Annotated in this window: 28 protein-coding genes; 13 read left to right on the forward strand and 15 right to left on the reverse strand. The window is 66.9% G+C overall.

Annotation, left to right across the window (positions count from 1 at the left end):
- The first annotated feature begins 7 nt into the window (after nucleotides 1–7).
- Together ACN22W_RS10890 and ACN22W_RS10895 are read left to right on the forward strand one after the other, a co-directional pair.
- On the forward strand, nucleotides 8–217 hold the full coding sequence (locus ACN22W_RS10890) for a dodecin (protein WP_006493215.1): 210 nt from the start codon (nucleotides 8–10) through the stop codon (nucleotides 215–217).
- 223 nt (nucleotides 218–440) lie between these two features.
- On the forward strand, nucleotides 441–1,370 hold the full coding sequence (locus ACN22W_RS10895) for a LysR substrate-binding domain-containing protein (protein WP_006762467.1): 930 nt from the start codon (nucleotides 441–443) through the stop codon (nucleotides 1,368–1,370).
- 82 nt (nucleotides 1,371–1,452) lie between these two features.
- On the opposite strand, the gene ACN22W_RS10900 is transcribed toward ACN22W_RS10895, so the two are convergent.
- Entirely contained in the window at nucleotides 1,453–2,865 is a 1,413-nt protein-coding gene (locus ACN22W_RS10900; protein ID WP_048248531.1) for an 8-oxoguanine deaminase, read from the reverse strand.
- Between the two features lie 511 nt (nucleotides 2,866–3,376).
- On the opposite strand from ACN22W_RS10900, the gene uraH reads away from it, so the two are divergent.
- The 3 genes from uraH to ACN22W_RS10915 all read left to right on the forward strand — a co-directional run bounded on the left by uraH (nucleotide 3,377) and on the right by ACN22W_RS10915 (nucleotide 6,347).
- On the forward strand, nucleotides 3,377–3,730 hold the full coding sequence (gene uraH / locus ACN22W_RS10905) for a hydroxyisourate hydrolase (RefSeq protein ID WP_011352401.1): 354 nt from the start codon (nucleotides 3,377–3,379) through the stop codon (nucleotides 3,728–3,730).
- A gap of 54 nt (nucleotides 3,731–3,784) precedes the next feature.
- On the forward strand, nucleotides 3,785–4,978 hold the full coding sequence (locus tag ACN22W_RS10910) for a urate hydroxylase PuuD (protein WP_069745119.1): 1,194 nt from the start codon (nucleotides 3,785–3,787) through the stop codon (nucleotides 4,976–4,978).
- A 148-nt stretch (nucleotides 4,979–5,126) separates the two neighbouring features.
- Nucleotides 5,127–6,347 carry an ISL3 family transposase gene (locus ACN22W_RS10915; RefSeq protein WP_419684184.1) on the forward strand — a complete coding sequence of 407 codons (1,221 nt, stop codon included), beginning with the start codon at nucleotides 5,127–5,129 and terminating at the stop codon, nucleotides 6,345–6,347.
- 35 nt (nucleotides 6,348–6,382) lie between these two features.
- Here the strand turns inward: ACN22W_RS10915 and ACN22W_RS10920 are convergent, their stop codons facing one another.
- Together ACN22W_RS10920 and ACN22W_RS10925 are read right to left on the reverse strand one after the other, a co-directional pair.
- Nucleotides 6,383–6,793 (reverse strand): ACT domain-containing protein, encoded by a 411-nt coding sequence (locus tag ACN22W_RS10920; RefSeq protein WP_419684186.1) that lies wholly within the window; start codon nucleotides 6,791–6,793, stop codon nucleotides 6,383–6,385.
- Between the two features lie 71 nt (nucleotides 6,794–6,864).
- Nucleotides 6,865–7,785 carry a LysR substrate-binding domain-containing protein gene (locus tag ACN22W_RS10925; RefSeq protein WP_419684188.1) on the reverse strand — a complete coding sequence of 307 codons (921 nt, stop codon included), beginning with the start codon at nucleotides 7,783–7,785 and terminating at the stop codon, nucleotides 6,865–6,867.
- Between the two features lie 134 nt (nucleotides 7,786–7,919).
- On the opposite strand from ACN22W_RS10925, the gene ACN22W_RS10930 reads away from it, so the two are divergent.
- Nucleotides 7,920–8,735 (forward strand): aminotransferase class IV family protein, encoded by an 816-nt coding sequence (locus ACN22W_RS10930; protein ID WP_419684190.1) that lies wholly within the window; start codon nucleotides 7,920–7,922, stop codon nucleotides 8,733–8,735.
- A gap of 42 nt (nucleotides 8,736–8,777) precedes the next feature.
- Here the strand turns inward: ACN22W_RS10930 and ACN22W_RS10935 are convergent, their stop codons facing one another.
- Nucleotides 8,778–9,182 (reverse strand): RidA family protein, encoded by a 405-nt coding sequence (locus ACN22W_RS10935; RefSeq protein ID WP_419684192.1) that lies wholly within the window; start codon nucleotides 9,180–9,182, stop codon nucleotides 8,778–8,780.
- 152 nt (nucleotides 9,183–9,334) lie between these two features.
- On the opposite strand from ACN22W_RS10935, the gene ACN22W_RS10940 reads away from it, so the two are divergent.
- The gene (locus tag ACN22W_RS10940; protein ID WP_419684194.1) at nucleotides 9,335–10,300 is read left to right on the forward strand and encodes a LysR substrate-binding domain-containing protein; all 966 of its coding nucleotides are present in this window, start codon (nucleotides 9,335–9,337) and stop codon (nucleotides 10,298–10,300) included.
- An 82-nt stretch (nucleotides 10,301–10,382) separates the two neighbouring features.
- Here ACN22W_RS10940 and ACN22W_RS10945 read toward each other — a convergent pair whose 3' ends face one another.
- The 11 genes from ACN22W_RS10945 to ACN22W_RS10995 form a co-directional block, all read right to left on the reverse strand.
- On the reverse strand, nucleotides 10,383–10,895 hold the full coding sequence (locus ACN22W_RS10945) for an ureidoglycolate lyase (RefSeq protein ID WP_412021640.1): 513 nt from the start codon (nucleotides 10,893–10,895) through the stop codon (nucleotides 10,383–10,385).
- Nucleotides 10,892–11,905: an allantoicase gene (alc, locus tag ACN22W_RS10950; RefSeq protein ID WP_048248546.1), complete on the reverse strand. Its 1,014-nt coding sequence runs from the start codon at nucleotides 11,903–11,905 to the stop codon at nucleotides 10,892–10,894. Before alc ends, ACN22W_RS10945 begins: the two co-directional genes overlap by 4 nt.
- A 62-nt stretch (nucleotides 11,906–11,967) precedes the next feature.
- Nucleotides 11,968–12,489 (reverse strand): 2-oxo-4-hydroxy-4-carboxy-5-ureidoimidazoline decarboxylase, encoded by a 522-nt coding sequence (uraD, locus tag ACN22W_RS10955; protein WP_048248547.1) that lies wholly within the window; start codon nucleotides 12,487–12,489, stop codon nucleotides 11,968–11,970.
- The gene (gene puuE / locus ACN22W_RS10960) at nucleotides 12,486–13,439 is read right to left on the reverse strand and encodes an allantoinase PuuE (RefSeq protein WP_048248549.1); all 954 of its coding nucleotides are present in this window, start codon (nucleotides 13,437–13,439) and stop codon (nucleotides 12,486–12,488) included. Before puuE ends, uraD begins: the two co-directional genes overlap by 4 nt.
- A 148-nt stretch (nucleotides 13,440–13,587) precedes the next feature.
- Entirely contained in the window at nucleotides 13,588–14,379 is a 792-nt protein-coding gene (locus ACN22W_RS10965; protein ID WP_419684198.1) for an aspartate/glutamate racemase family protein, read from the reverse strand.
- A 10-nt stretch (nucleotides 14,380–14,389) separates the two neighbouring features.
- Nucleotides 14,390–15,874, reverse strand: coding sequence for an NCS1 family nucleobase:cation symporter-1 (locus ACN22W_RS10970; protein WP_419684200.1), 1,485 nt, complete (start codon nucleotides 15,872–15,874; stop codon nucleotides 14,390–14,392).
- Between the two features lie 149 nt (nucleotides 15,875–16,023).
- Nucleotides 16,024–16,728, reverse strand: a complete 705-nt coding sequence (locus tag ACN22W_RS10975) for a GntR family transcriptional regulator (protein WP_048248554.1) — start codon at nucleotides 16,726–16,728, stop codon at nucleotides 16,024–16,026.
- 307 nt (nucleotides 16,729–17,035) lie between these two features.
- Entirely contained in the window at nucleotides 17,036–17,974 is a 939-nt protein-coding gene (ldcA, locus tag ACN22W_RS10980) for a muramoyltetrapeptide carboxypeptidase (protein ID WP_193098593.1), read from the reverse strand.
- 100 nt (nucleotides 17,975–18,074) lie between these two features.
- Complete coding sequence (gene tadA, locus ACN22W_RS10985) at nucleotides 18,075–18,668, reverse strand: tRNA adenosine(34) deaminase TadA (RefSeq protein WP_419684203.1); 594 nt, start codon at nucleotides 18,666–18,668, stop codon at nucleotides 18,075–18,077.
- Nucleotides 18,665–19,066, reverse strand: a complete 402-nt coding sequence (locus tag ACN22W_RS10990; RefSeq protein ID WP_129512386.1) for a DnaJ family domain-containing protein — start codon at nucleotides 19,064–19,066, stop codon at nucleotides 18,665–18,667. Before ACN22W_RS10990 ends, tadA begins: the two co-directional genes overlap by 4 nt.
- Before the next feature lie 279 nt (nucleotides 19,067–19,345).
- Complete coding sequence (locus ACN22W_RS10995) at nucleotides 19,346–20,557, reverse strand: MFS transporter (RefSeq protein ID WP_419684205.1); 1,212 nt, start codon at nucleotides 20,555–20,557, stop codon at nucleotides 19,346–19,348.
- A 334-nt stretch (nucleotides 20,558–20,891) separates the two neighbouring features.
- Here ACN22W_RS10995 and ACN22W_RS11000 point away from each other — a divergent pair, with 334 nt between their 5' ends.
- The 6 genes from ACN22W_RS11000 (at nucleotide 20,892) to ACN22W_RS11025 (ending at nucleotide 26,037) form a co-directional block, all read left to right on the forward strand.
- Entirely contained in the window at nucleotides 20,892–21,662 is a 771-nt protein-coding gene (locus ACN22W_RS11000) for a GntR family transcriptional regulator (protein ID WP_048248560.1), read from the forward strand.
- Nucleotides 21,659–23,398, forward strand: a complete 1,740-nt coding sequence (locus ACN22W_RS11005; RefSeq protein WP_419684208.1) for a fumarate reductase/succinate dehydrogenase flavoprotein subunit — start codon at nucleotides 21,659–21,661, stop codon at nucleotides 23,396–23,398. Before ACN22W_RS11000 ends, ACN22W_RS11005 begins: the two co-directional genes overlap by 4 nt.
- Before the next feature lie 11 nt (nucleotides 23,399–23,409).
- The gene (locus ACN22W_RS11010) at nucleotides 23,410–23,655 is read left to right on the forward strand and encodes a 4Fe-4S dicluster domain-containing protein (RefSeq protein WP_048248563.1); all 246 of its coding nucleotides are present in this window, start codon (nucleotides 23,410–23,412) and stop codon (nucleotides 23,653–23,655) included.
- Between the two features lie 114 nt (nucleotides 23,656–23,769).
- Nucleotides 23,770–24,765 (forward strand): HEAT repeat domain-containing protein, encoded by a 996-nt coding sequence (locus ACN22W_RS11015; RefSeq protein WP_419684210.1) that lies wholly within the window; start codon nucleotides 23,770–23,772, stop codon nucleotides 24,763–24,765.
- The gene (locus ACN22W_RS11020) at nucleotides 24,762–25,040 is read left to right on the forward strand and encodes a gamma-butyrobetaine hydroxylase-like domain-containing protein (RefSeq protein WP_419684212.1); all 279 of its coding nucleotides are present in this window, start codon (nucleotides 24,762–24,764) and stop codon (nucleotides 25,038–25,040) included. Before ACN22W_RS11015 ends, ACN22W_RS11020 begins: the two co-directional genes overlap by 4 nt.
- A 112-nt stretch (nucleotides 25,041–25,152) precedes the next feature.
- Nucleotides 25,153–26,037: an NAD(P)-dependent oxidoreductase gene (locus tag ACN22W_RS11025; RefSeq protein WP_419684214.1), complete on the forward strand. Its 885-nt coding sequence runs from the start codon at nucleotides 25,153–25,155 to the stop codon at nucleotides 26,035–26,037.
- Nucleotides 26,038–26,054 lie beyond the last annotated feature (17 nt).

Consider the following 26,054-nt stretch of genomic DNA (forward strand, 5'->3'; position numbering starts at 1 on the left):
GCGCATCATGAGCGACCACGTGTACAAGATGATCGAGCTGACCGGTTCGTCGCGGCAATCGAGCGACGATGCCATCCGCAATGCGATCTCGAAAGCCGGCAAGACGCTGCACAACCTGCACTGGTTCCAGGTGACCGAAACGCGCGGCCACATCGAAGGCGATCAAGTCGTTCACTGGCAGGTCACGCTGAAGGTCGGCATGCGCATCGACGACTGACACGCGCGCTGCATCACGCGCCGCGATCCGGATCCGCGTAACGCGCATCCGGACGGCACCGCGCGCTCCGCACCCTGCATCTCACCCCGTTCGGGCCCCTTGTCGAGGCCTGAGCGGCGGGTACCTGCGGGTATCCATCTCTTGACGCTGGCCCAGCTTCATATTAAAAACGATATATCCCCCCTGCCCCTCGATCAGCCCAGACATATAAAACGGAGATATCATGAGTCAGCAACGCGAGGCGATCGACACGTACCTCTTGCGCGTCTTGCACACCTTGTTGATGGAGCGCAGCGTCACGCGCGCGGCCGTCAAACTGAACCAGTCGCAACCGGCGATCAGTGCCGCACTGCGGCGCCTGCGCGACATCACCGGCGACCCGCTGCTCGTACGCGGCAAGTCCGGCATGGTGCCGACCGAATACGGGCTGCGCCTGCTCGAGCCCGTGCAGAACGCACTGCGTGAAATCGAGCGCATCAAGTTCCAGCAGCACAACTTCGACCCGGCCACGTCGATCCGCTGCTATCGGATCGGCTGCCCCGACTACCTGAACGTGCTGTTCGTGCCGACCGTCGTGGAACGCTTCCGCCAGGCCGCGCCGAACGCGACGCTCGAGTTCCACTCGCTCGGCCCCGCCTTCGACTACGAGCTCGCGCTGGAGGACGGCAAGCTCGACATCGTCGTCGGCAACTGGCCGGAACCGCCCGAGCAACTGCACCTGTCGAACCTGTTCGTCGACGAAATCGTCTGCCTGATGAGCAACACGCACCCGTTCGCGAAGCGCGGCGGGCTCACGCTCGACCAGTACCTGAACGCACCGCATCTCGCGCCGACGCCGTACTCGGTCGGCCAGCGCGGCGCGATCGACGTGCATCTCGCGCGCGAACGGCTCAAGCGCCACGTGGTCGTCACGCTGCCGTACTTCAACCTTGCACCGTACGTGCTCGTGAAGTCGGACCTGATCTTCACGACGACGCGCCTGTTCGCCGATCACTACGCGAAGTTCCTGCCGCTGTCGGTCGTGCCGGCGCCGCTCGACTTCCCGCCGATGCAGTACTACCAGCTGTGGCACGAGCGCTGCCATTACTCCGACGAAGTGCGCTGGCTGCGCAGCCTCGTCGCCGAAGCCACCCGTACGCTGATCGAGGCGTAACGACACACGCCGCCCGCGCCATCGCGGCGCGGCGACGGCGGCACGCCCGGCAAGGCGGCCGCCGCACGGCGTCAGCGTTCGTTCAGCGCGAGGCCTCGACGAGCGCGTGCGCGAGCGCGTTATGGCGCTCGATGACGGGCGGCAGATCGAGCGTCGCCAGTCGCCCTTCCCGCACCACCACCTTCCCGTTCACCACCGTGTACGCCGTCTGCGACGGCGCGCAGAACACGAGCGCCGCGACCGGATCGTGCAGCGCGCCCGCGAACAGCGGCTGGCGCAGGTCGAACGCGGCGAAGTCCGCGGCCATGCCGGGCTTCAGCGCGCCGATATCGTCACGGTTCAGCACCTTCGCGCCGCCGAGCGTCGCGATCTCGAGCGCTTCGCGCGCCGTCATCGCATCGGGCCCGAAGCCGACCCGCTGCAGCAGCAGCGCCTGCCGCACTTCCGCGACCATCTGCGCGCCGTCGTTCGACGCGGAGCCGTCGACGCCGAGGCCGACCGGCACACCCGCGAGACGCATCTTCTTCACCGGTGCGATGCCCGACGCGAGCCGCATGTTCGAGCACGGGCAATGCGCGACGCCGGTGCCGGTGCGCGCGAACAGGCCGATGCCCGCATCGTCGAGCTGCACGCAGTGCGCATGCCACACGTCGTGGCCGACCCAGCCGAGATCTTCCGCATATTCGGCGGGCGTCATCCCGAACTTCTCGCGGCTGTACGCGATGTCGTTGACGTTCTCCGCGAGGTGCGTGTGCAGCGACACGCCGTACTCGCGCGCGAGCACGGCCGCGTCGCGCATCAACTCGCGGCTCACCGAGAACGGCGAGCACGGCGCCACCACCACGCGCAGCATCGCGTAGCGGCCTTCGTCGTGATAGGTCTCGATCAGGCGCTGCGCATCGCGCAGGATGTCCGGTTCGCGCTCGACGACCGAATCGGGCGGCAGCCCGCCGTCGCGCTGGCCGACGCTCATCGCGCCGCGGCTCGCGTGAAAACGCATGCCGATCCGCTGCGCGGCGCCGATGCTGTCGTCGAGCCGGCTGCCGTTCGGGTAGATGTACAGGTGGTCGCTCGACGTCGTACAGCCCGACTGCAGCAGCTCGGCCATCGCGGTGAGCGTCGACACCTCGATCATCTCGGGCGTCAGGTGCGCCCAGATCCGGTACAGGTTCGTGAGCCAGCCGAACAGCTCGGCGTTCTGCGCGGCCGGCACCGCGCGCGTGAGGCTCTGGTACATGTGGTGATGCGTGTTCACGAGCCCCGGGATCACGAGGTGGCCGCGCAGGTCGAGCACTTCGTCGGCCGTGTCGGGCAGCTCGGCGGTCGGGCCGACCGCGACGATCCGGTTGTCTTCGATGTAGAGCCCTGCGTCGCGCAATTCGCGGCGCGTGTCGTCCATGGTCACGAGCACGTCGGCGTGCTTGACCAGCAGGGTTTTCGGGCGGGATGGGGATGCGTTCGGCGCGCGTGCGCCAGCGTGCTGCTCGAGGTTCATGCGTTCTCCGCGTCGGTCTGCCCCCAGGGTTGAATCCTGGGGACGGTCACACAGCCGTTCGAACGCTGAATCGCGGCACGTCCCGGTGCCTGCGTCCGTTCGAACGCCCTGGCCCGGTTACCCGGCGTGCTCGCCGTCTTCGGGGTACGCGCGGGCCACAGGCCGACGCGCACGGCGGGAGGATCGCCCAAGCGCGCGCCACGCACAATGCGCGATCCCGAATACCGCGTTTCACGGTTCCGATATGGTACGCCGCGCGCAGGCCCGCGAGGCACCCGAAACGTACGCCCAAAGCCGCATCCGGCGTGCCGTCGACAGCCGCTCATGCGCGGCGCATTATCTTTGATATCGCGCCCGTATTTGCGCGGGGAACCTTTTTACAATGCCTGCACGGCGCTCGCTTCAACTTCGCCGACGGGTATGTAGCCACGTGACGTGGAGCCTCGATCCGCCGCACAGTCAATGGATCGAGTCGCCGCCGAACCTCGCATTCACACAAGGACAATTGCGAATGGGAAAGCTCACTACCCACGTACTCGATACGGCGCACGGTCGTCCCGGCGCCGCAATCAAGGTCGACCTCTACGCGCTGGACGGCGAATCGCGCCGCGCGATCAAGACCGTGCTGACCAATAGCGACGGCCGCTGCGACGAGCCCCTGCTCGAAGGCGCCGCGCTCGCCGCCGGCGAATACGAACTCGTGTTCCATGCCGGCGACTACTTCGCGTCGCTCGGCGTGAAGGTGCCCGAACCCCGTTTCGTCGACCGCGTCGTGCTGCGCTTCGGCATCGCCGACACCGGCTCGCACTACCACGTGCCGCTGCTCGTGTCGCCGTGGTCGTACAGCACCTATCGCGGCAGCTGACATACGTATCAGCGCCCACATCAAAGACAAACGATCTGAGTCTGGAGGAGTTTCATGGAAGGCTTCATCACCGACTGGCTGAACCTCGCGCTGCGATGGCTGCACGTCATCGTCGCCATTGCGTGGATCGGCGAGTCGTTCTATTTCGTCGCGCTCGACAACAGCCTGAAACCGCCGACCGACCCGAACCAGCGCAAGCGCGGTGTGTTCGGCGAGCTGTGGCACGTCCACGGCGGCGGTTTCTACAACATGCAGAAGTACACGGTTGCCCCGCCGGAAATGCCGGATGACCTGCACTGGTCGAAGTGGCCGTCGTACACGACCTGGCTGTCGGGCTTCTCGCTGTTCTTCGTGCTGTACCTGCTCGCGCCGAACACGTACCTGATCGACAAGAGCGTGCTCGACATGGGCCCGGTGGTCGCCGTGGCATCCGCGCTCGGCTTCCTCGCCGCCGGCTGGATCGTCTACGACTCGCTGTGCCGCATCCTCGGCACCAACGACCGCGTGCTCGGCATTTGCGTCGGTATCTATGTCGTTGTCGCGGCGTACCTCGCGTGCCACATCTTCTCGGGCCGTGCCGCCTACCTGATCGTCGGCGCGATGCTCGCGACGATCATGTCGGCGAACGTGTTCTTCGTGATCATCCCCGGCCAGCGCAAGATGGTCGACAAGATGCTCAAGGGCGAAGAACCGAACCCGATCTACGGCAAGCGCGGCAAGCAACGCTCGGTGCACAACACGTACTTCACGCTGCCGGTCGTGTTCGCGATGCTGTCGAACCACTATGCGATGACGTACACGAACAAGTTCAACTGGGTCGTGCTCGTGCTGATCATGCTGGCCGGCGCGCTGATCCGCCAGTTCTTCGTGATGCGTCACCGCGGCAAGCAGCTGTGGTACCTGCCGATCGGCGGCGTCGCGCTGCTGTCGGGCGCGCTGGTGTGGACGATGCCGAAGCCGGTCGCACCGGAAGCGCAAGCTGCGAACGCGCCGAAGATCGTGATCAACGACATCATGCCGATCCTGCAGCAGCGCTGCGTCGAGTGCCACTCGGCGAAGCCGACGCTGATGGGCAGCGCACCCGCGGGCGTGATGTTCGACACGCCGGACGAAGTGTCGAAGAACGCGCAGCGTATCTACGAACAGGCCGTGCGCCTGAAGGCGATGCCGATCGGCAACGTCACGCACATGACCGACGACGAGCGCACCAAGCTCGCCGCCTGGTTCGAGGGTGGCGCGGTCAAGTAAGCCGCCGTGCGCCGGTTGCCGGCGCAATCCTTTCCGTTCGCGGGCCCGGTAACGGGCCCGTTTTTTTGGTTCATCGCAGGAAACCGTGGAGCGTTTTCGAGCGATTGCATAATCTGACACATGATTTTAAGGATGTCGGAGGAAGCAATTGCTCGATCGAAAGGCACTTCAGGCGCTGGGCTGCTGGACCGGCTATCGGTTGGAACGGGTGGAATGGCCGCAAGGAGAAGAGCGCACGCTGTCGCTATATCTGAGGCCGGTCAGCAAGGTCATGTACTGCGAGCAATGCGGTGCACGCTGCCAGCAAATCCATGAGACGGTGGTTCGTCGAGTGCGCGATCTGCCGCTGTTCGAATATCGGGTGGTGCTGCACGTTCCCCGTCGCCGGGTCTGGTGCGAACACTGCGGCGGCCCGCGACTGGAGAAGCTGGCGTGGCTGGGCCGCTACCAGCGAGTGACGGAGCGGTTCGCCAAGGCTTGCGAGAAGTTGCTGCAAGCGGCCAGCGTACAAGCGGTGGCGGGCTTCTACGATCTGGGCTGGCACACGGTCAAATCGATCGACAAGATGCGCCTGCGAGCACGCGTGGCCGAGCCGGACTGGTCGACGATCCGCTATCTGGCGATGGACGAGTTCGCGCTGCACAAAGGCCATCGCTACGCCACGGTGGTGGTTGATCCGATCGGCCGGCAGGTGCTCTGGGTCGGGCCAGGACGTTCGCGCGAAACGGCGCGAGCCTTCTTCGAACAACTCCCTGAAGGCGTGGCCGAGCGTATCGAAGCAGTTGCGATCGACATGACCACGGCCTACGAGCTGGAGATCAAGGAACAGTGCCCGCAGGCGGAAATCGTCTTCGATCTGTACCACGTCGTGGCCAAGTACGGGCGCGAAGTGATCGACCGAGTTCGGGTGGATCAGGCCAACCAACTGCGAGATGACAAACCAGCGCGGAAGGTTCTGAAGTCCAGCCGCTGGCTGTTGCTGCGCAACCGCCATAACTTGAAACCAGAACAGGCGGTACACCTGAAGGAACTGCTGGCCGCCAATCAATCGCTGCTATGCGTCTATGTGCTGCGCGACGAACTCAAGCGGCTCTGGTTCTACCGAAAGCCAGCCTGGGCGGAAAAAGCCTGGGGGCAATGGTTCGAACAGGCCCAGCAAAGCGGGATTGCCGCCCTGCAAAAGTTCGCCCAGCGCTTGCAGGGGTATTGGCATGGAATCGTGACTCGCTGCCGCCATCCGCTCAATACCAGCGTTGTTGAAGGCATCAACAACACTATCAAGGTCATCAAGCGCAGGGCTTACGGGTACCGCGACGAGGAATACTTCTTCCTCAAGATCCGCGCCGCGTTCCCCGGAATTCCGCGATGAACCGTTTTTTTTGCCTGTCCGGAACCCCTCGCCCGCTAACCGTGCATCGCGTCGCGCTGAAGCGCAACGAGCGCATCGAGCGCACGCGGGCCGTCGTCGAACGGCACGAAGATGTGGTCGTGATACGCGGCGGCCATCACGTTGCAGCTGATGCCGGCCGCGCCGAGCGCCCGCGCGAACGCCGCCGTGAGGCCGACGGCCGCGAGGTCGGAATGCACTGTCAGCGTGATCCACGCGGCACGGAACAGCACGGGCCAGCCGCGACGTGCGGCCGCTTCCTCATCGACGACGACCGTCAGTCCTTCCGTTTCGCGGAAGGTCGCGATCGTTTCGGATAACGATACATCTGCGTCAGGCGGCAGCGATACGAAGGCATACGCACCGGGATGCAGTTCGGGTTGCATCGTGCGCAGCAGGATCGCGAGGTCGTTTTCAGGTTGGCTCATCGAAGGGGCGCGCCCGGAACCGGGCGCCGTGCGGTGGCGATGCAGGCAAGATAGCACGCGCGACGATCGCGTCACGCGCGCACCATCGCGACTTCGTCCGCGAGCCAGCCGCGGAACGCGACGATGCGTGGATCGTCCTGCGCGCGCTCCGGATACACGACGTGATACGCGACCTCGGGCGACAGCGCGACGCTCACGTCGAACAGCCGCACGATGCGCCCGTCCGCGAGTTCTCGCGCGATCATGTGCGGCTCCGCGAGGCCGACCGCCGCGCCGTCCGTCACGGCCTGCACCACATGGCTCGAATCCGGAAACGCGACACACCGGCTGTCGTCGAAACCGTCGACGCCGGCCGCGGCCATCCATGCCGACCAGCGCGGCCAGATCACACCATCGACTTCGCAGTCCACGTGGCAAAGCGTCTGGCGCAGCAGGTCACGCGGCCCGCGCAACGGCGGCCCGGCCGACAGCAGCGCCGGGCCGCAGACCGCGACGACCGACGTGCCGAACAGGCGCTGCGCGCACGCGTCGCGATAACGCCCGGTGCCGAAGCGGATCGCGACATCCACGTCGTCGTCATCGAAGTCGCGCAACCGGTCGGTGATGTCGAACGTCAGTTCGAGCGTCGGATGCGCGGCCCTGAAACGCGGCAGGCGCGGCAGCAGCCAGTGCGTCGCAAAGCGCGCGCCGACCGACACGCGCAGTTCCGTCTGCTCCCGCGCGATACGGCGCGCCCGGGCGGTCGCACGCTGCAGGCCCGCCAGCGCTTCGGCGGCCGCACCGGCCAGCACGACGCCCGCCGGCGTCAGCCGGATGCTGCGGCTCGTGCGGACGAACAGCGCCATGCCGAGCTGCGCCTCGATTTCCTTGATCTGGTGACTGACCGCCGCCGGCGTCAGCCCGACCTCGTCGGCCGCCCGCGAGAAATTCAGGTGCCGCGCCGCCGCATCGAACGTCCTCAGCGCGCGCGTACCGGGCCACATGCGTTCCATCGATCTTCAAAAAGAATTTGATGACCGTTCCAAAACTACTCGTTTTTCATGACGCCATCAATCGGCAAACAATAGGCTTTCTTGAAGATGCCGCGGGCCGCACCGTGCCCGCGGCCAAACCCGGAGATTTGCCGATGACCGCTGCCCCGTTCCCGTCCGTCGCCCAGCTCAACGGCGTGACCGCGCCGCCAGACGCGCTCGCCGCGCTGGCGTTCGCGGGCCATGCGCATTTCACCGCGATGCAGGTACGCGACGGCCGCGTGCGCGGCCTCGACCTGCACCTGGCACGGCTGCGCGACGCATCGCATGCACTGTTCGGCCATGCGCTGCCCGACGACCGGATTCGCGCGTTCCTGCGCGCCGCGCTCGAGCGCGCGCCGTCGGCGCTGTCGCTGACGGCGACCGTTCATGCGACGACCGGGGAATTCGTCGCGGCGCGCGACGACGAAGCGCTCGACGTGCTGGTCCGCACCGCCGCGCCGTCGTCGGGGCCGGCTGGCCCGCTCGATCTCGCGCTGTTCGAATACGAGCGCGTGCTGCCGGACATCAAGCACGTCGGCGAAGTCGCGAAGACGCACTTCCTGCGCCGCGCGGTCGCGCAGGGTTTCGACGACGCGGCGTTCACCGATCGCCACGGGCGCATCAGCGAGGGCTCGATCTGGAATCTGGCGTTCTGGAGCGGCGACGCGGTCGTGTGGCCGGTGGCGGGCATGCTCGGCGGCGTCACGATGCGCATCGTGCGCCGGCAACTGGCGAGCCTCGGCGTGGCGCAGCACGAGCGCGAGGTGACACCGGCCGACCTGCCGTCGATGGCCGGCGCTGTCGTGATGAATTCGTGGACACCCGGTGTCGCCGTGCGCCGGTTCGGCGCGGCGACGCTGCCCGATTCGCCGTCGCTCGCCGCGTTGCTGCATCGCGCGTATGAACGGGAGCCGCTCGTCGCACCGTGAAGCGCACCGACGCCACGCGGCGCGGGTGCGCTGGTTGTCACCTCACGCTTCGACGGACTCCGGCAGCCGTGCGATCGCCTTGATCTCGAACTGGAACCCATACAGCCAGGTCACGCCGACGGCAGTCAGCGTCGGATGCGGTGCAGCGCCCCAGTATTCGGGGACGATCGCCCAGACCCGCTCGAACGTCGCTTCGGGATCGACGAGGAAAACCGTCACGTCGACGACGTCGTCGAACGTACAGCCGGCCGCGCGCAGCACCGCATTCAGGTTGTCGAACGCGCGGCGGACCTGCGCGCCCAGTTCCGGCTCGGGCGAACCGTCCTCACGGCTGCCGACCTGCCCGGACACGAACAGAAAACCGTTCGCGCGCAGCGCCGGTGAATAGCGGTTGCGGTCATACAGCGCCTGGCGACCGGGCGGAAAAACTACGCTACGCTTTGCCATTCAACACCTCCATCAGTCAGTGGGGCAAAACCGCCCCTGCATCAACGATGAAGGCACTTTAAGGACCGTTGCCCGGCGGATAAACGGGCAACCCTGTCCAACACTGTTTGCGCGACCCAAACAATTTCCGACCGACGCGGAGCCCTGACCCGATGGATCGATTCGACGCAATGCAGGCGTTCGCCCGCGTGGTGGAAGCCGGCAGCTTCACGAAGGCGGCCGAGACGCTGCACATGAGCCGCACCACCGTCACGCAACTGGTGCAGCAGCTCGAAGCGCGGCTGCGCGTGAAGCTGTTCAACCGCACGACGCGCAAGGTCGTCGTCACGGCCGACGGCGCCGCGTACTACGACCGCGTGGTGCGGCTGCTGGCCGACATGGACGACGCCGAAACGAGCCTGTCCGTTGCGTCCGCATCGCCCAGGGGGCGGCTGCGCGTGGACGTGCCCAGCCCGTTCGCGCGCCTGATCCTGATTCCCGCGCTGCCCGCGTTCCACGCGCGCCATCCGGACATCCAGCTCGACATGGGCGTGAGCGACCGCGTGGTGGACGTGATCGGTGAAAACGTCGATTGCGTCGTGCGCGGCGGCGAGCCGACCGACCGGTCGCTGGTCGCGCGCCACGTCGGCGACCTCCGGCTCGGCGTGTATGCGTCGCCGGCCTATCTCGCGCGCGCCGGCACGCCTTCGCATCCGGACGAACTGGAAGACACCCGGCACCGGATCGTCGGCTTCCTGTGGGCGCGCACCGGCAAGGCACTGCCGTTCGCGATGGAATGCGACGGCGAGCACGTCAACGTGCGCGGACGCTACGTGCTGGCGGTCGACGACGGCAACGCGTATCTCGAGGCCGGCCTCGCCGGACTGGGCATCCTGTGGCTGCCCGACTACATGGCCGCCGCGTATCGCGCCCGCGGCGAACTGGTGCCGCTGTTCGAACGATGGCGGCTCGAACCGATGCCGATGTACGTCGCGTTTCCGCCGAACCGGCACGTCAGTGCGAAGCTGCGCGTATTCGTCGACTGGATCGCCGACCTGATGGCGCAGCATGCGCCGGTCGCGAACCGGCGTCGCGGCGGCGGCGGTTCGCGCGACACGCGCAAAGCCGTGGCGACCTGAACCGCGCGACCAGCGCCGGCGCATAAAAAAACCCGCGCAACGTGCGCGGATTTCGACAGGATGGCGGCGAAACGCCGGCGACTCAGGCAGTCAGCGCGGTGAGCGCCTCATCGGTGAGCCACAGCGATTCCTGCAGATCCTGCTCGTTGAGGTTCAGGCCGTCGCCGCCGCGATCGACGACGATAAAGTCGCTGACGCCGCCGAGTGCGATCAGCGGGTGATGCCACACGCCCTTCGCATAGTTGACGCCCTGCCACCCGCTCGTCACGAACGCGCGGATCTTGGCCGGATCGAGATCGCCCGCGGGCGCCACGACGACGAGATACGGCTGGTCGTTCAGCGGCACGAAGGCCTGACTGCCGAGCGGGTGCCGTTCGAGCATCTTCACTTCGAACGGCAGCGTGCGCGGCTGGCCACGAAACAGGTTGACGAGCGTACGGCCGTCTTCATCCGTCACGTCGACCTTCGCGAGATCGTGAAAACGGATCGTCGTGCCGAGGTTGATCGGGATCTGCTTCGCCCCTTCCGTTTCGATCACGTCGCCGAACGGCGCGAACGCTTCCTTGGTCAGCGCTTCGATAACAAGCGTCTTCATTTGTCGAGCGTCCCCCACAGACGCAGGCGCGACACGCCGCCGTCCGGAATGATGTTCAGTCGCACGTGCGTGACGGGGCCCAGCGACGCGATGCCTTGTTCGAAGTAATGCTGCTTGTCCATCTGCAGCTTCTGTTCGCCGAGCAGCACCGGCCAGAACATCGACTGCGTGATCAGCGAGCTGTCGGTGCCGCCCGAAACGTAGGCGGCCTGGATCGAGCAGCGGTCCGGGAAGTTGCCCTTGAAGAAAGCGGTATCGACTTCGATCTTGCGGATCACGCCCGGCTGCGCGAGCGCGATGATCGCCCAGTCGTTGCCTGGTTCGCGGCGGCGGCGGGTTTCCCAGCCGTCGCCCATGTTCACGCCGCGGCCCGGCAGCAGCAGGTTCGACGCGACGCCGAAGTGCTGGTTGTTCGCGGCCACGACATAACCGCCGTTTTCCATCGCCGCGAGATCGAACTGCTCGGTCGCGCTCGCGCCGGCCCAGTCGAGTTGCGGCTGGCCGTACACGCGCAGGCGCGCGATGCCGCCGTCCGGGTAGATGTTCACGCGCAGGTGCGTGAACGCCCGGGCGTCGCTCGCATCGACGTAGTGATGGCTGTTGCCCTGCAACGTCGTCGACGGCACGATCTCGACCCACTCGGTCGCGTGCGTCGGCGCGCCGTCGGCCACGAAGGCGGCCTCGATCGACGCGGCCGGCGGGAAGTTGCCGGTGAAGTGGCTCGTATCGATGTCGAAGCCCTTGATCACGCCCGGACGCGCGAGCTTGACGATGCACCAGTCGTAGCCCGTCGTGCGCTTGCGGCGCGTTTCCCAGCCGTCCATCCACTTGCCGTGGTCGTCGTACTTGCCGGGAATGAAGACGGCCGGCTCGGGGTTCAGCATCCGGTCCTTCGGCGCGAAGAAATCGTCGCTGGCCTCGAGCGCCTGCGCACCGAGACGCGGGTCGGCGAGGTTCACATAGCGCCGCGTGAAATCGGGTGCGTTGGGATCGAGAAGCGGAACAGCCATGATGTTTCCTTGTTTCAGTGATGCGATCAGGCCGCTGCGACGCAGCAGGCCGTATTGCGGTGTCAGGCGTCGATCAGGTCGTCGAGACGGAAGCGCGCGATCCGGTAGATCTGGTCGAGGCTCGTGCGCAGTTCCTCGGTGCGCGAATGATTCACGCGCGCTTCGAAGTTCGCGATGATGCCGTGCCGGTCATAACCACGCACCGCGAGGATGAACGGGAAGCCGAACTTCTCGCGATACGTGCGGTTCAGCGTCAGCAGCTTGTCGAACTCTTCCTGCGTGCACTGGCCGAGGCCCGCGCCGCTTTGCTCGCGCGTCGACTCGGCCGTCAGCTCGCCGCGCACGGCGGCCTTGCCGGCCAGCTCCGGGTGAGCGTTGATCAGTGCGAGCTGGCGGACTTCGCCGGAGCCTTCGACCGCGCCCGACATCGTCGTGTGCAGCGCGTCGATGCTCGCGAACGGCCGCTCGCCCGCGGCGACCTCGGCCACCCACGGCGAATGTTCGAAGATGCCCGACAGCGCCGCGACAAATGCGCTCGGCGCCATCGTATTGAGTTGATTCAACGTGTAGCGCATCGCCTTCATGCTTTCCCTTCGTTTTGATGATTGGGCTGATACGGATGATGTTCGCGCCAGTGACGCGCGATATCGACACGGCGCGTCACCCATACGCGATCGTGTTTCTCGATGTGATCGAGGAAACGCTGCAGCCCGCGGAACCGGCCCGGCCGGCCGAGCAGTCGGCAGTGCATGCCGATCGACAGCATCTTCGGCGCCTCGTCGCCCTCTTCGTACAGCACGTCGAACGCGTCGCGCAGGTAGTCGAAGAAGTGATCGCCCGTGTTGAAGCCCTGCGGCGTCGCAAAGCGCATGTCGTTCGTGTCGAGCGTGTACGGCAGGATCAGTTGCGGCGACGTGCCGCCGCCCGACACTTCGACGTCCATCCAGAACGGCAGGTCGTCGCCGTAATTGTCCGAGTCGTACAGGAAGCCGCCGTATTCCGCGACCAGGCGGTGCGTATTGGGGCTGTCGCGGCCGGTATACCAGCCGAGCGGACGCACGCCCGTCACGCGCTCGATCGCTTCCATCCCGAGCCGCATGTGCTCGGCTTCGAGCTCCGGCGACATGCTCTGATAGTGGATCCAGCGCCAGCCGTGGCACGCGATCTCATGGCCGAGCTCGACGAACGCGCGCGCGAGCTCCGGGTGACGCTCGATCGCCATGCCGACGCCGAACACCGTCAACGGCATCCCGCGCTTCTCGAATTCGCGCAGGATGCGCCACACGCCGGCCCGCGAACCGTATTCGTAGATCGACTCCATGCTCATGTGGCGGTCCGGATACGCGGCCGCGCCGACGATTTCGGACAGGAACTGCTCGGAGCCCGGATCGCCATGCAACACGCAGTTCTCGCCGCCTTCTTCGTAGTTCAGCACGAATTGCACGGCGACGCGGGCGCGCCCCGGCCAATTCGCCTGCACGGGATGGCGGCCATAGCCGATCAGGTCGCGAGGATAGTTGGAATCGAGTGACATGGTTCGAAGGGCAGCGAAAGCTTGCTCAAATAATGGGTTCGCATCGACTGCGCGGATGCCGGAGGCCGGCCGCGCAAGCCGATGCGATGACGGCCCAGTGTAGCGAAAAGGTCCATACGCGCCCATACAGCGACGCAGATAGTGCGTGTCAGACGGTGTGTATGTGCGGTTGCGGCAAATTCGGGGCCGCTTCCGCCACATCCCCGTCCGGCGGGCTGAAGCGGGCGAATGCACCGTCGTAGCGCTTCGGCAGCGGCCGCGCGTAGTCGCCGCGCTTCGCGGTCGCGAGGCGCAGCGACACGAGCGCCTCGACCCACTTGACGGCCGCCGTGACGCCCTCGACCACCGGCGCGCCGATCTGCTGCTCGATCTCGTGCGCGAACTCGGCCATCCCGGCGCAGCCGAGCACGATCGCGTCGGCGCCGTCCTCGTCGAGCGCGCGCCGGCATTCGTCCACGATGATCCGGCGCGCGGCCGAGCCCGGCCGGTCGAGTTCGAGCACCGCGACGTCGGTCGCGCGCACGTTGCGGCAGAACCGCTTCATCCCGTAGCGCTCCGCGAGATGCCACGCCATTCCGCAGGTGCGCGCGAGCGTCGTGACGACCGAGAAGCCCGGCGCGAGCACGCTCGCCGCATGCATCGCGGCCTCGGCGATGCCGATCACCGGCCCGCGCGCGAGTTCGCGCGCCGCATACAGGCCCGGATCGCCGAAGCATGCGATCACGTAGGCGTCGCAGCCGTCGCGCTCGCCCTGTGCGATCTCGGCGAGCAGCCCCGGCGTCGCGAGCGCCTCGTCGTAATACCCTTCGATCGACGGCGGCCCCATCGGCGGACTCACGGCCACGATCTCCGTGCCCGCGGCCGCGACGTCGCGCGCGCAGCGGCCCATCGCGTCGGTCATCCGCTGCGTCGTGTTCGGATTGATCAGTCGGATCTTCATCGCACGCTCCTCAGGCCTTCGCGCTCACGAGCAGCCGATAGAACACGAAGCCGAGCCCCGCGCCGATGAACCACGAGAAGTTCGCGACGCCCTGCCAGCCCGGCACCATCACGCAGACGATCGCGATCACCGCGGCCGGCAGCAGCGCGGCCAGCGCGCGGCGGTTCACGCCGCCCGTGTACCAGTACGTGCCGCTCTCCGACATCGTGTACAGGTCGTCGCGCACGAGCCGGCCGCGCTTGACGAGGTAGAAGTCGGCGATCAGCACGCCGTACAGCGGACCGATGAACGCGCCGAGCACGTCGAGCGTGTAGTGGATCACGGCCGGGTTGTTGAACAGGTTCCACGGCGTGATGAAGATCGATGCGACGGCCGCGAGCATCCCGCCCGCGCGCCAGCTGATCAGGCGCGGCGCGACGTTCGAGAAGTCGAACGCGGGCGACACGAAGTTCGCGACGATGTTGATGCCGATCGTCGCGATCGTGAACGTCAGCGCGCCGAGGATCACCGCGGTCGGATGGTCGATGCGGCCGACCGTCTCGACGGGATCGGTGATGAGTTCGCCGAACACCGGCAAGGTCGCGGCCGTCGTGATCACCGTGACGAGCGAGAACGCGAGGAAGTTGACCGGCAGCCCCCAGAAATTGCCGCGCTTCACTTCGCCGAACGAGCGGCAGTAGCGCGAGAAATCGCCGAAGTTCAGCATCGGCCCGGAGAAGTACGACACGACGAGCGACACGGCCGTGATCATCACCGGGATCACTTCCGCGCCGTGATACTTGACGCCGCCGAGGTTGATGCCGATGTTGCGCCAGCCCGCGCGCCATACCATGTAGCCGGCGAGGATGAACATCACGACGTAGACGGCCGGGCCCGCGAAGTCGATGAACTTCTTGATCGTCTCCATCCCGTTCCAGAACACCAGTGCCTGAAGCACCCACAGCACCATGAACCCGGCCCAGCCGACCGCCGACAGCCCGAGGAAACCGTAGTGATGGACGTCCGCGTACGGCAGCCATTGCGGGAAGAACTTCAGCACGACGATCACGAGCGCGCTCGACGCGAGATAGGTCTGGATGCCGTACCACGCGATCGCGATCAGCCCGCGGATCACGGCCGGCACGTTCGCGCCGAGCACGCCGAACGTCGCGCGGCACGCGACCGGATACGGCACGCCGATCTGCTGGCTCGGCCGCGCGATCAGGTTGCACAGCAGGTTCACGAAGCCGATCCCGACGATCAGCGCGATCAGCACCTGCCAGCTCGTCAGCCCGAGCGCGAACAGGCTGCCCGCGAACACGTAGCCGCCGACGCTGTGCACGTCCGACATCCAGAATGCGAAGATGTTGTACGAGCCCCATGTCTGATGTTTTAGGGGTGCCAAATCTTCGTTGTACAGACGTTCGCTGTAACCATTCGGCAGCGCCGGTTCGCCGCCCTCGCCGCCTTCTTCCGCCGGGTAGGCGCTGTCGTGCGCCACACTGAACTGAGCCATGACTTCTCCTTGACGCGGCCGGATGGCCGCTCCACCGTCATCGATATCGCTCCGGATCGACGCCCGGAGTCGGACCAGCGGCCCGCGGCGAATACCGCAGGCCAGCATTGCTCTCGTTCTGTGGCGCGCAGCCGGGTTCGCGTCGCCGCTCAGGCGCCGCCGAACACTTCGCGCAAATCGACCTGCCCTTGTGCGGGCCGGTCCAGCATCTTCAGTTCGACATGCTGCAGGTGGTGCGCCATCAGCGTCACCGCCCGCTTCGCGTCCCCCGCCTCCAGCGCGGCGAGGATCCCGTCGTGGTCGTCGCACGAGCACGGGCTGCGCCCGTGCGATTCGTACAGCGCCGACATCAGCGTCGAGCGTGCGACGAGCCCCTCGAGGCACTCGCTGAGCGTCGCATTGCCCATCAGCGTGGCAAGCGCCGTATGGAATTCGCCCGACAGCCGGATCCATGCCGCGAAATCGTGCCGCTCGAACGCCTTGCGTTCCTTGTCGAGCAGCGCGGCGACCCCCTTCAGCCGCTTCGCGCCGGGCCCGGTCGCGAGCCGCTCGACCACCGCGAGCTCGATGATCCGGCGCATCTCGAACACCTCGTGCACGTCCTGCAGCGTCGGGCTCGCGACGAACGCGCCGCGGTTCGGCTCGAGGTCGACCAGCTTGTCGGTCGCGAGTTGCGCGAGCGCCTGGCGGATCGTCCCGCGCTTCACGTCGAACACGTCGCAGAGCTGCGCTTCCGTCAGCTTCGCGCCGGGCGCGAGCCGATGCTCGAGGATCGCCGTGCGGATCCGCTCGGCGATCGCTTCGGGACCGGCTGCGCCGGACGGGTGGGAATCGGGCTCGTTCATGATCTGCATCGCGTGATGGTCCTCATCCTAGGACGGACATAAAGATTGTCAACAATTCTTTTCCGGGATTTCGCACAATCGGCGTGCATCGACATGACCCCATTCGGTGCAGCATGCGCACAATCCATGCATATCAAGCCTGACAGGCACGGCAGAGGCCCTTCTCGTCGTATACCCGCCCGGCTATTTTGTTGACAAAAATGGTGCGTAACGTGAAGACGATTCGGTTGGCGGCGATGAAATTTCCGGACCGTTAGTTGCACACTTACATAAAGAAAAAGGCGGGAAACCCGCCTTTCGATCGATCGCGCCGGCATCAGCCGAGATGCGGATAGTCCGACAGCGTGAGCCGGAAACCGTGCGCATTCGCGACCAGCTGCGCCTGCGCGCCGAACGGCAGCGTCAGCAGGTCGGGCACGTGGCCGAACTGCAGCCCCGTGACGACCGGGATCCCGACCACCGAGCGCACCTGCTCGATCATCGCCTGCATGTCGTAGCCGTTGTCGTACTCGAACGTCCGCGCGCCCGTGAACTGGCCGAGCACGAGCGCCTGCTGGCGCGCGAGCAGCCCCGACAGGTGCAGTTGATAGATCATCCGCTCGATCCGGAACGGCTGTTCGTTGACGTCCTCGACGAACAGGATGCCGCCCTCGATGTCGGGCATGTACGGCGTGCCGATGAGCGACGTGAGGATCGCGAGGTTGCCGCCCCACAGCGTGCCCGTCACGTTCACGGTCTGCACCTGCGGCGCCTCGGTGATGATCGTCGTGCTCGGCTGCGTCAGCGTCTGCCAGAAGTGCTGCATCGTGAAATCGCTCGGCGTTTCCGCGCCGAAGTCGGCGGACAGCATCGGGCCGCCGAACGTCTTGATGCGCGCCTTCGCGTACAGCGCGAGCTGGATCGCCGTGAAATCGCTGTGGCCGACGAGCGCGACCGGCTGGTCGCGCAGCCGGCGTTCGAGCCCGCGATAGTCGAGCCCGTGCAGGATGCGCGCGGCGCCGTAGCCGCCGCGCACCGCGAGCGCGATGTCCGGCAGCGGGCGCTCGGGATCGGCGAGGCGGTTCAGGTCGCCCGCCCGCTCGCCGTCGGTGCCGCCGAACCGCTGGAAGCGCCGCTGCGTCGCCTCGATGTTCTCGATGCGCTGCTGCGCGGTGCTGAGGCGCTCGAGCGCACGATTGATCGCGTCGGGGTCGTGCGGATAACCGGACGGCGCCAGCAGGCGGATGGTGTAGGACGCGGCGGGCTGGAGGGACATGGGCGAAAGGTGTCGGATCGTCAAACCTGCTTAGAGGGTCCGAACGGTCTCCGGTTCACGAAACCGTGCACGCCCGGGGCGACAAACGCGGCCGGCGCGCCTATGACGTGCCGGATTCGGCGTCGCGGGCCTGCCGCGCGTCGCGCAGCGCACGACGGCGCTCGGCGAAGAACGATTTCAGCGCGGCGCCGCACTCGTCGGCGAGCACGCCGCCGGTCACTTCGGTATGGTGGTTGAGCTGCGGATTCGCGAACGCGTCGATCACGCTGCCGCATGCGCCCGTCTTCGGATCGGCGGCGCCGTAGACGACCCGCGCGATGCGCGCATGCATGATCGCGCCCGCGCACATCAGGCACGGCTCGAGCGTCACGTACAGCTCGCAGCCGGGCATCCGGTAATTCTGCAGATGCTGCGCGGCCATGCGCAGCGCGGCCATTTCAGCATGCGCCGACGGGTCGTGCCCGCCGATCGGATGGTTGAAGCCGCGTGCGATCACTTCGTCGCCGCGCACGAGCACCGCGCCGACCGGTACTTCACCGGCCGCGCGCGCCTCTTCGGCGGCGGCTTGCGCGAGACGCATGAAATGCAGGTCGCGCGTCGACACGGGCGCGGCTTCGGGAGCGGGAGATTGAGCGGGTTCGGCTGCCGGGTCGGTTGTCGATCGGGCTGCGTCGTCCAGCGCGTCGGACGTCACATCGGCCCCGCTTCGGCGGGCGCTTCGTCGAGCCCGCGCTCGCACAGGCGTTCCGCGATGCGCCGGCAGTAGTCGCGCGGCATCACCATCGGGCCGCCGCGCAGCGATTCGAGCGCCATGTCGAGCGCCAGGATCTTCGCCTGCAGCCGGCAGCGCGCGGCACGGTCGCTGACCGCCTGCACTTCGTCATGCAGGTTGCGCAGCGCGCGCAATTGCTCGACCGCCGGCGGCACGAAGCCCGCGTTCTTCAGGATACGGTTGGCCACCCGCACCTCCTCGGGTACGAGCAGGTCGTCATCCAGCGTCTGCGGCGCGCCGGTACCCGGCAAATCGTCGAACTCGCCCCGCGCGGCGGCGGCGGCGATACGTTGTTCGACCAGGGCGTCAAGCAATCTCATCAGTCAATCGGAACAATGCGGCAGGCCGAATTCTAGCAGGGTGACGCGGGTATGACAGGCCCTTCGAATATATGCTCGATATTGCGTTTTTTAGGGGCCGAATCGCAACGCATGCACGCCGATCGGCGTCACTTGCCGCTCTGCTGCGCCGCAGCAGGCTGAGCGCCATTTGGACAGCGGCCAGCTCAAGCAGTGTCGGGCCCTGTTTTTATCCATGACGACGCCGGCCGGACCTCGCTTTTCCTGTCAAATGGCAGCCGCCCCGCTTCCGTTGCCGGGTCACGCGGCCACCGTTTCCGACCGCGCCTTTTCAAACGGGCGGAACATCATCGCGATCAGGAACGCGCCGAGACCGATCGCGAACGAACCGATGTACAACCAGCCATAGCTGCCGAACGTATCGACGATCAGGCCCCCGGCGACGGGGCCGGCGGCCATCCCGAGGCTGCCGGCCATCGCGCAGCCGCCGATCACGGTACCCATCATCCGCAGCGGGAAATTCTCGCGCGCGAGCACCGAATACAGCGGCATCACGCCCGCATAGATGAAGCCGAACAACGTCGCGACCGCGTAGAACCCGTCGAGCGTGCGCACGAAGTAGTAGCCGAGCGCGCCCAGCGCCTGCGCAAGCAGCCCCGTCACCAGCATGCGCTTTGCGCCGACGCGGTCGCCGAGGATCCCGAACACGATCCGGCCGCCCATGCCGGCCAGCCCTTCGACGCTGTAGATCGACACCGCGACGATCAGCGGGATCCCGCACGTCACCGCGTAGCTGACCGTATGGAAGATCGGGCCCGAGTGCGTCGCGCAGCAGAAGAAGTTGGTCAGCAGCAGCACCATGAACTGCGGCGAGCGCAGCGCGTCCGCAACTGACATCGCGGCGGGCGCGCCGGCCGGCGCGGGTGCCGCGTGTGCGCCGTCGAGCGCGGGCGCCCGGCGCACCAGCAGCGACACCGGAATCATCACGACGGCCGCCAGCGCGGCAATGAGCAGCATCGACGTGCGCCAGTCGTGCACCGACACGAGCCATGCGGCCAGCGGCGACATCGTCATCGGCGCCATCCCCATGCCGGCCGACACGAGCGACACCGCGAGGCTGCGGTGCGTGTCGAACCAGCCCGTCACGCACGCCATCATCGGCGCGAAGATCGCGGCCGTCGCGCTGCCGACGGCCAGGCCGAAGGTCAGCTGGAACACGAGCAGCGACGGCGCGCGGCTCGCCAGCGCCAGGCTGGCCGACAGCAGGACGGCGCCCGTCGTGACGACCGCGCGCGTGCCGATGCGGTCCGACAGGCTGCCCCAGCCCATGCTCGCGAACGCCATCGCGAGGAAGCCGAGCGTCATCGCGGCGGAGATGCCGGTCATCGACCAGCCCGTGTCGCGCGCAATCGCGCGCAGGAACACGGGCAGCGAAAACATCGCGCCGATCGCGATGCAGCCCATCAGGCCGCCCGCGGCGACGATCACCCAGCGGTATCGGGAATCCGGCATTTGGCGTCTCCTGGCTCGTTTCGGCAATCCTCGGGAAGCGGGCTCCTGCTGCACCGCGCGGCGGCCTGTCCGGCTGCCGCAGCGATGCCGTCGCGAGCCCGGTCGACATGGATACGACGATCGATGCATCGGGAATTCGACATGCGCGACGCACGCGCCGGCGAATTTTTTTGATTGTCGGCCAATCCGCGCGGCTGGCAAGGGGCGGATCGAATGCCGGATCGCCCGTCCGCCCCGCTTTTCCGGAATCGGAAAGTAGAAATCAGAAATGCTTGGTTGGGACGCACGATCGCGCTCACTACACTCGAGCGATCTTGTCATAACAAGTTGACCGATGACCCCACCCAACGTCGTGCCGCTGTCGGCGGCCCCGCTTTACGTGCAGATCAAGGACACGCTGCGCGCGCGCATTCTCGACGGCACCCATGCGCCGCATAGCCGGATGCCTTCCGAGCACGAGCTCTGCGCAATGTTCGACGTCAGCCGCATCACGGTGCGCCAGGCGCTCGGCGACCTGCAGAAGGAAGGCCTGCTGTTCAAGCTGCACGGCAAGGGCACGTTCGTGTCGAAGCCGAAGGCGTTCCAGAACGTGACGTCGCTGCAGGGCTTCGCCGAGGCGATGTCGACGATGGGCTACGAGATCGTCAACCAGTTGCGCAGCTTCCGCACCGTCAAGGCCGACCGCCATCTCGCGACGAAGCTGAACGTGCCGGAAGGCGCGCCGCTCGTCGAGATCCATCGCGTGCGGCTGCTGAACCGCGAGCCCGTATCGCTCGAACAGACCTGGGTGCCCGAAGCGCTCGGCAAGCGCCTCGCGGGCGCCGATCTCGCGACCCGCGACATCTTCCTGGTCCTGGAAAACGACTGCGGCATACCGCTCGGTCATGCCGACGTGTCGATCGACGCGATCCTCGCCGACGACGAGATCGTCGACGCGCTGCACGTCGAGGAAAGCAGCCCCGTGCTGCGTATCGAGCGCCTCACGCACGACGCGTCGGGCGCGCCGATCGACTACGAATACCTCTACTTCCGCGGCGACGCCTTCCAGTACCGGCTGCGCATCGACCGGCAGAAGGCGCGCAAACCTGCAAGGAAACTGCGATGAATACCCATGTGCTCGAATACGACGTCGTCGTGGTCGGCGGCGGCACCGCCGGCCCGATGGCGGCAATCAAGGCGAAGGAGCACGACCCGTCCCTGCGCGTGCTGCTGCTCGAAAAGGCCAACGTGAAGCGCAGCGGCGCAATCTCGATGGGCATGGACGGGCTGAACAACGCGGTGATCCCCGGGCATGCGACGCCCGAGCAGTACACGCGCGAGATCACGATCGCCAACGACGGCATCGTCGACCAGGAGGCCGTTCATGCGTATGCGCGGCACAGCTTCGCGACGATCGAGCAGCTCGACCGCTGGGGCGTGAAGTTCGAGAAGGACGGCACCGGCGACTACGCGGTGAAGAAGGTCCATCACATGGGCTCGTACGTGTTGCCGATGCCGGAAGGACACGACATCAAGAAGGTGTTGTACCGGCAACTGAAGCGCGCGCGCATCGCGATCACGAACCGGATCGTCGCGACCCGCGTGCTGACCGATGCGCAAGGACGCGCGAGCGGCGTGCTCGGCTTCGACTGCCGCACCGCGGATTTCTACGTGGTTCGCGCGAAGGCCGTGATTCTCTGCTGCGGCGCGGCCGGCCGCCTCGGCCTGCCGGCGTCCGGCTACCTGATGGGCACGTACGAGAACCCGACCAACGCGGGCGACGGTTACGCGATGGCCTACCACGCGGGCGCCGCGCTCGCGAACCTCGAGTGCTTCCAGATCAATCCGCTGATCAAGGACTACAACGGCCCCGCATGCGCGTACGTGACCGGCCCGCTCGGCGGGTTCACCGCGAACGGCAAGGGCGAGCGCTTCATCGAATGCGACTACTGGAGCGGCCAGATGATGTGGGAGTTTTACCAGGAACTGCAAAGCGGCAACGGCCCCGTGTTCCTGAAGCTCGATCATCTCGCCGAAGAAACGATCCGCACCATCGAGCAGATCCTGCATACGAACGAGCGGCCGAGTCGTGGCCGCTTCCATGCGGGGCGTGGCACCGACTACCGGCAGCAGATGGTCGAGATGCACATCTCCGAGATCGGCTTCTGCAGCGGCCACAGCGCGTCGGGCGTCTACGTGAATGCCCGCGCGGAAACGACCGTGCCGGGGCTGTATGCGGCCGGCGACATGGCGGCTGTCCCACACAACTACATGCTCGGCGCCTTCACGTACGGCTGGTTCGCCGGCCAGAACGCGGCCGACGATGTCGCGGGCCGCGACCATGCGCCGGTGGACGACCAACAGGTCGACGCCGAGCGTGCCCGCGTACTCGCCCCGCTGTTGCGCGAGCGTGGCCTCGCACCAACGCAGGTCGAATACAAGCTGCGCCGCATGGTGAACGACTATCTGCAACCGCCGAAGGTGACGCGCAAGATGGAAATCGGGCTGCAACGTTTTGACGAGATTACTGAGGATATCGAAGAGATCAAGGCGAACCATCCGCATGAACTGATGCGCGCGGCCGAAGTGCGCGCGATCCGCGACTGCGCGGAAATGGCCGCGCGTGCGTCGCTGTTCCGTACCGAGAGCCGCTGGGGGCTGTACCACCACCGCGTCGACTTCCCGCACCGCAACGACGCCGACTGGTTCTGCCACACCTGGCTGCGCAAGAGCGCCGATGGCGCGATGCGCAGCGAGAAGCGGCCGGTCGAGCCTTACATCGTGCCGCTCGCCGACGACGAGCGCAGCGCCTACGCGCATCTGCGCATCCGCGAACCGGCCGCCAACGCGGCCGCCCTCTGAGGAGCCCTACCGTGCCCCATACCCCGCACGACATCTTCCTGCGCAGCAGCGCGCCCGTCACGATCGACGAGGAATTGTGCATCGCCGACAAGGGCTGCACCGTCTGTGTCGACGTGTGCCCGCTCGACCTGCTCGCGATCGACGTGACCAAGGGCAAGGCCTATATGCAGTTCGACGAATGCTGGTACTGCATGCCGTGCGAGCGCGATTGCCCGACCGGTGCCGTCAAGGTCGACATCCCTTACCTGCTGCGCTGACCGGGCACGCGGGCCGTGCATCGACGACGTGACGGCTCGCGCATCGCCATGCCGCGCCGCCCGTGCACCGCGTTCCGTGAGCAGGCGCCCTTTCATCGAACCGACCTTTTGCCCATGACCGCTTTCTCTTCAGCCTCCCCACTGCCCGGCACACACGATCCGGATCTCGCCGCGCTCGTCGCCCGCCTCGCCGCGCCCGACGCATCCGTGCGCCGCATTGCGCTGTTCGAACTCGCCGATCTCGAGGACCCCGGGCTCGTACCTGTGTTCGCCGCGGCGCTGCGCGACGATCCGTCGGCCGACGTGCGCGGCGAAGCGGCCCGCGTGCTTGGTGCGTGGGAACAGCCCGACGTCGTCGACGCGCTGTGCGGCGCGCTGCTCGACCCGGACGACGGCGTGCGCGCCGCTGCGGCGCAGAGCCTGTCCGAACTCAAGGACACCACATCGGGCCCCGTGCTGTGCCGCTGGGCCGACCGACCCGAGCCGTTCGTGCGCGGCGCCGTCCTGCGCGGATTGCGTGAGTTGCGCGTGCCCGATGCGTTCGCACCCGCACTGCACGCACTCGATGCCGAACCCGCTGACGTGCGCGCCGAAGCCGTCGCGGTGCTCGGCTGGCTCAAGACACCGCGTGCGCTGCCGCCGCTCGCCCGCATCGCGACAACCGATGCCGATGCGGACGTGCGGCGTGCCGCGGTCGGTGCGATCGGGTTCGCGACGCCCGACGATGCAGCCGTCGTCGACGCACTGCTCGCCGCGCTGCACGACCGCGAATGGCAGGTGCGCGAGGAAGCGGCCGCGACGCTCGGCAAGCTGCGCATCGCTAACGCACGCGAGGCGCTCGTCACAGCGCTCGGCGACGATTACTGGCAGGTGCGCTTGCGCGCCGCGCGGGCACTCGGGCAGCTGCGCGATGCCGCCGCGGCACCGGCGATCGTCGTGCTGCTCTCGCATGCGATCAGCAATCTGCGCAAGGAAGCCGCGCTTGCGCTCGGCGAATTGCGCGACCGTGCGGTGCTGCCCGCGCTGACCGACGCGCTCAAGGACCGCGATCCCGAGGTGCGCAAGGCCGTGCGGATCGCGATCCGGCAAATCGACGACGCTTCGCGATGATCTCGCCGACCGAAATCGCACTCGATCATCCGACTCGCGCGCTGACACTCCGCTGGCCGGACGGCGACACGCAGCGCATCGGCTATGCGCAGTTGCGCAGCGATTGCCCGTGCGCGGAATGCCGACGGATTCGGCTCGACGGTGGCCGTGTCGATGCGCGGCCCGACCTGACGCTGGACGGCGTGGAAGCGGCCGGCTACGGCGTCCGGCTCGTGTTCGGCGACGGTCATGCACGCGGCATCTATCCGTGGCCGTATCTGGCGGATATGACGTAGCGCGAGACGGTGCGACGCAACAACCGCCGTCGCGCGGGCAAGATGGCAGACGTGCAGAAACGCTGCGATACTGACGCCCACGATCGTCTCGAACCATCGCGGGAGCAAGCACATGCAAACGGCAGTCGGATTCATCGGCCTCGGCGTGATGGGCACGCCGATGGCGCTCAATCTTGCGCGGGCCGGCACGCCGCTCGTCGTGTGGAGCCGTTCGCACGGCAGCGACGATGCGCTGCGCGACGCCGGCGCGCGCGTCGCGGAACGTCCCGACGACGTGTTCGCGGCCTGCCGCACCGTGATCATGATGCTCGCAAACGACACCGCGATCGACACCATCCTCGGACGCGGCACGCCCGATTTCGGTCATCGTGTCACCGGGCACGTGATCGTGAACATGGGCACCACTTCGCCCGAATACTCGCGCGCGCTGGCCGACGAGATCGTCGCCGCGTCGGGCCGCTACGTCGAGGCGCCCGTGTCGGGCTCGCGCAAGCCGGCCGAAGCGGGCCAGCTCGTCGTGATGCTGGCCGGCGCACCGGACGACGTCGATGCGATCCGCCCGCTCGTGAAGCCGCTGTGCCGCGACAGCTTCGCGTGCGGCGACGTGCCGTCGGCACTGACGATGAAGCTCGCCGTCAACCTGTTCCTGATCACGATGGCCACCGGCCTGACCGAAGCCACGCATTTCGCGCAACGGCACGGTATCGACCTCGCGCGGTTCGCCGACGTGCTGAACGCCGGCCCGATGGCGAGCGACGTGTCGCGCGTGAAGCTCGGCAAGCTCGTCGAACAGGATTTCTCGGTACAGGCCGCGATCACCGACGTGCTGAAGAATGCGCGCCTCGTCGCCGAATCCGCGCGCAGCATCGGCATCGCATCGCCGCTGCTCGACATCTGCCACGCGCTCTACGGCGAGGCCGAGCAGGCCGGATATGGATCGGACGACATGGTCGCCGTGATCCGCGCAATCGAGCAGCGTACCGAGGATGCGCGATGAGCCCTCGCCGGCCCTCG

Source organism: Burkholderia theae (assembly GCF_048565265.1).
GTDB classification, from domain to species: Bacteria; Pseudomonadota; Gammaproteobacteria; order Burkholderiales; family Burkholderiaceae; genus Burkholderia; species Burkholderia theae.

Coding starts and splice junctions, on each gene's coding strand:
- ACN22W_RS10975 (WP_048248554.1), bottom strand. CDS start 16,728: ATGCAGATCATGAACGAGCCCGATTCCCACCCGTCCGGCGCAGCCGGT.
- ACN22W_RS11005 (WP_419684208.1), top strand. CDS start 21,659: ATGAATACCCATGTGCTCGAATACGACGTCGTCGTGGTCGGCGGCGGC.
- ACN22W_RS10930 (WP_419684190.1), top strand. CDS start 7,920: ATGACCGCTGCCCCGTTCCCGTCCGTCGCCCAGCTCAACGGCGTGACC.
- ACN22W_RS10970 (WP_419684200.1), bottom strand. CDS start 15,874: ATGGCTCAGTTCAGTGTGGCGCACGACAGCGCCTACCCGGCGGAAGAA.
- ACN22W_RS10895 (WP_006762467.1), top strand. CDS start 441: ATGAGTCAGCAACGCGAGGCGATCGACACGTACCTCTTGCGCGTCTTG.
- ACN22W_RS11000 (WP_048248560.1), top strand. CDS start 20,892: ATGACCCCACCCAACGTCGTGCCGCTGTCGGCGGCCCCGCTTTACGTG.
- ACN22W_RS11015 (WP_419684210.1), top strand. CDS start 23,770: ATGACCGCTTTCTCTTCAGCCTCCCCACTGCCCGGCACACACGATCCG.
- ACN22W_RS10995 (WP_419684205.1), bottom strand. CDS start 20,557: ATGCCGGATTCCCGATACCGCTGGGTGATCGTCGCCGCGGGCGGCCTG.
- ACN22W_RS11020 (WP_419684212.1), top strand. CDS start 24,762: ATGATCTCGCCGACCGAAATCGCACTCGATCATCCGACTCGCGCGCTG.
- ACN22W_RS10940 (WP_419684194.1), top strand. CDS start 9,335: ATGGATCGATTCGACGCAATGCAGGCGTTCGCCCGCGTGGTGGAAGCC.
- ACN22W_RS10920 (WP_419684186.1), bottom strand. CDS start 6,793: ATGAGCCAACCTGAAAACGACCTCGCGATCCTGCTGCGCACGATGCAA.
- puuE (WP_048248549.1), bottom strand. CDS start 13,439: ATGTCACTCGATTCCAACTATCCTCGCGACCTGATCGGCTATGGCCGC.
- alc (WP_048248546.1), bottom strand. CDS start 11,905: ATGGCTGTTCCGCTTCTCGATCCCAACGCACCCGATTTCACGCGGCGC.
- ACN22W_RS10965 (WP_419684198.1), bottom strand. CDS start 14,379: ATGAAGATCCGACTGATCAATCCGAACACGACGCAGCGGATGACCGAC.
- ACN22W_RS10990 (WP_129512386.1), bottom strand. CDS start 19,066: ATGAGATTGCTTGACGCCCTGGTCGAACAACGTATCGCCGCCGCCGCC.
- ldcA (WP_193098593.1), bottom strand. CDS start 17,974: ATGTCCCTCCAGCCCGCCGCGTCCTACACCATCCGCCTGCTGGCGCCG.
- uraH (WP_011352401.1), top strand. CDS start 3,377: ATGGGAAAGCTCACTACCCACGTACTCGATACGGCGCACGGTCGTCCC.
- ACN22W_RS10910 (WP_069745119.1), top strand. CDS start 3,785: ATGGAAGGCTTCATCACCGACTGGCTGAACCTCGCGCTGCGATGGCTG.
- ACN22W_RS10945 (WP_412021640.1), bottom strand. CDS start 10,895: ATGAAGACGCTTGTTATCGAAGCGCTGACCAAGGAAGCGTTCGCGCCG.
- ACN22W_RS10935 (WP_419684192.1), bottom strand. CDS start 9,182: ATGGCAAAGCGTAGCGTAGTTTTTCCGCCCGGTCGCCAGGCGCTGTAT.
- ACN22W_RS10925 (WP_419684188.1), bottom strand. CDS start 7,785: ATGGAACGCATGTGGCCCGGTACGCGCGCGCTGAGGACGTTCGATGCG.
- ACN22W_RS11025 (WP_419684214.1), top strand. CDS start 25,153: ATGCAAACGGCAGTCGGATTCATCGGCCTCGGCGTGATGGGCACGCCG.
- uraD (WP_048248547.1), bottom strand. CDS start 12,489: ATGAAGGCGATGCGCTACACGTTGAATCAACTCAATACGATGGCGCCG.
- ACN22W_RS10890 (WP_006493215.1), top strand. CDS start 8: ATGAGCGACCACGTGTACAAGATGATCGAGCTGACCGGTTCGTCGCGG.
- ACN22W_RS10900 (WP_048248531.1), bottom strand. CDS start 2,865: ATGAACCTCGAGCAGCACGCTGGCGCACGCGCGCCGAACGCATCCCCA.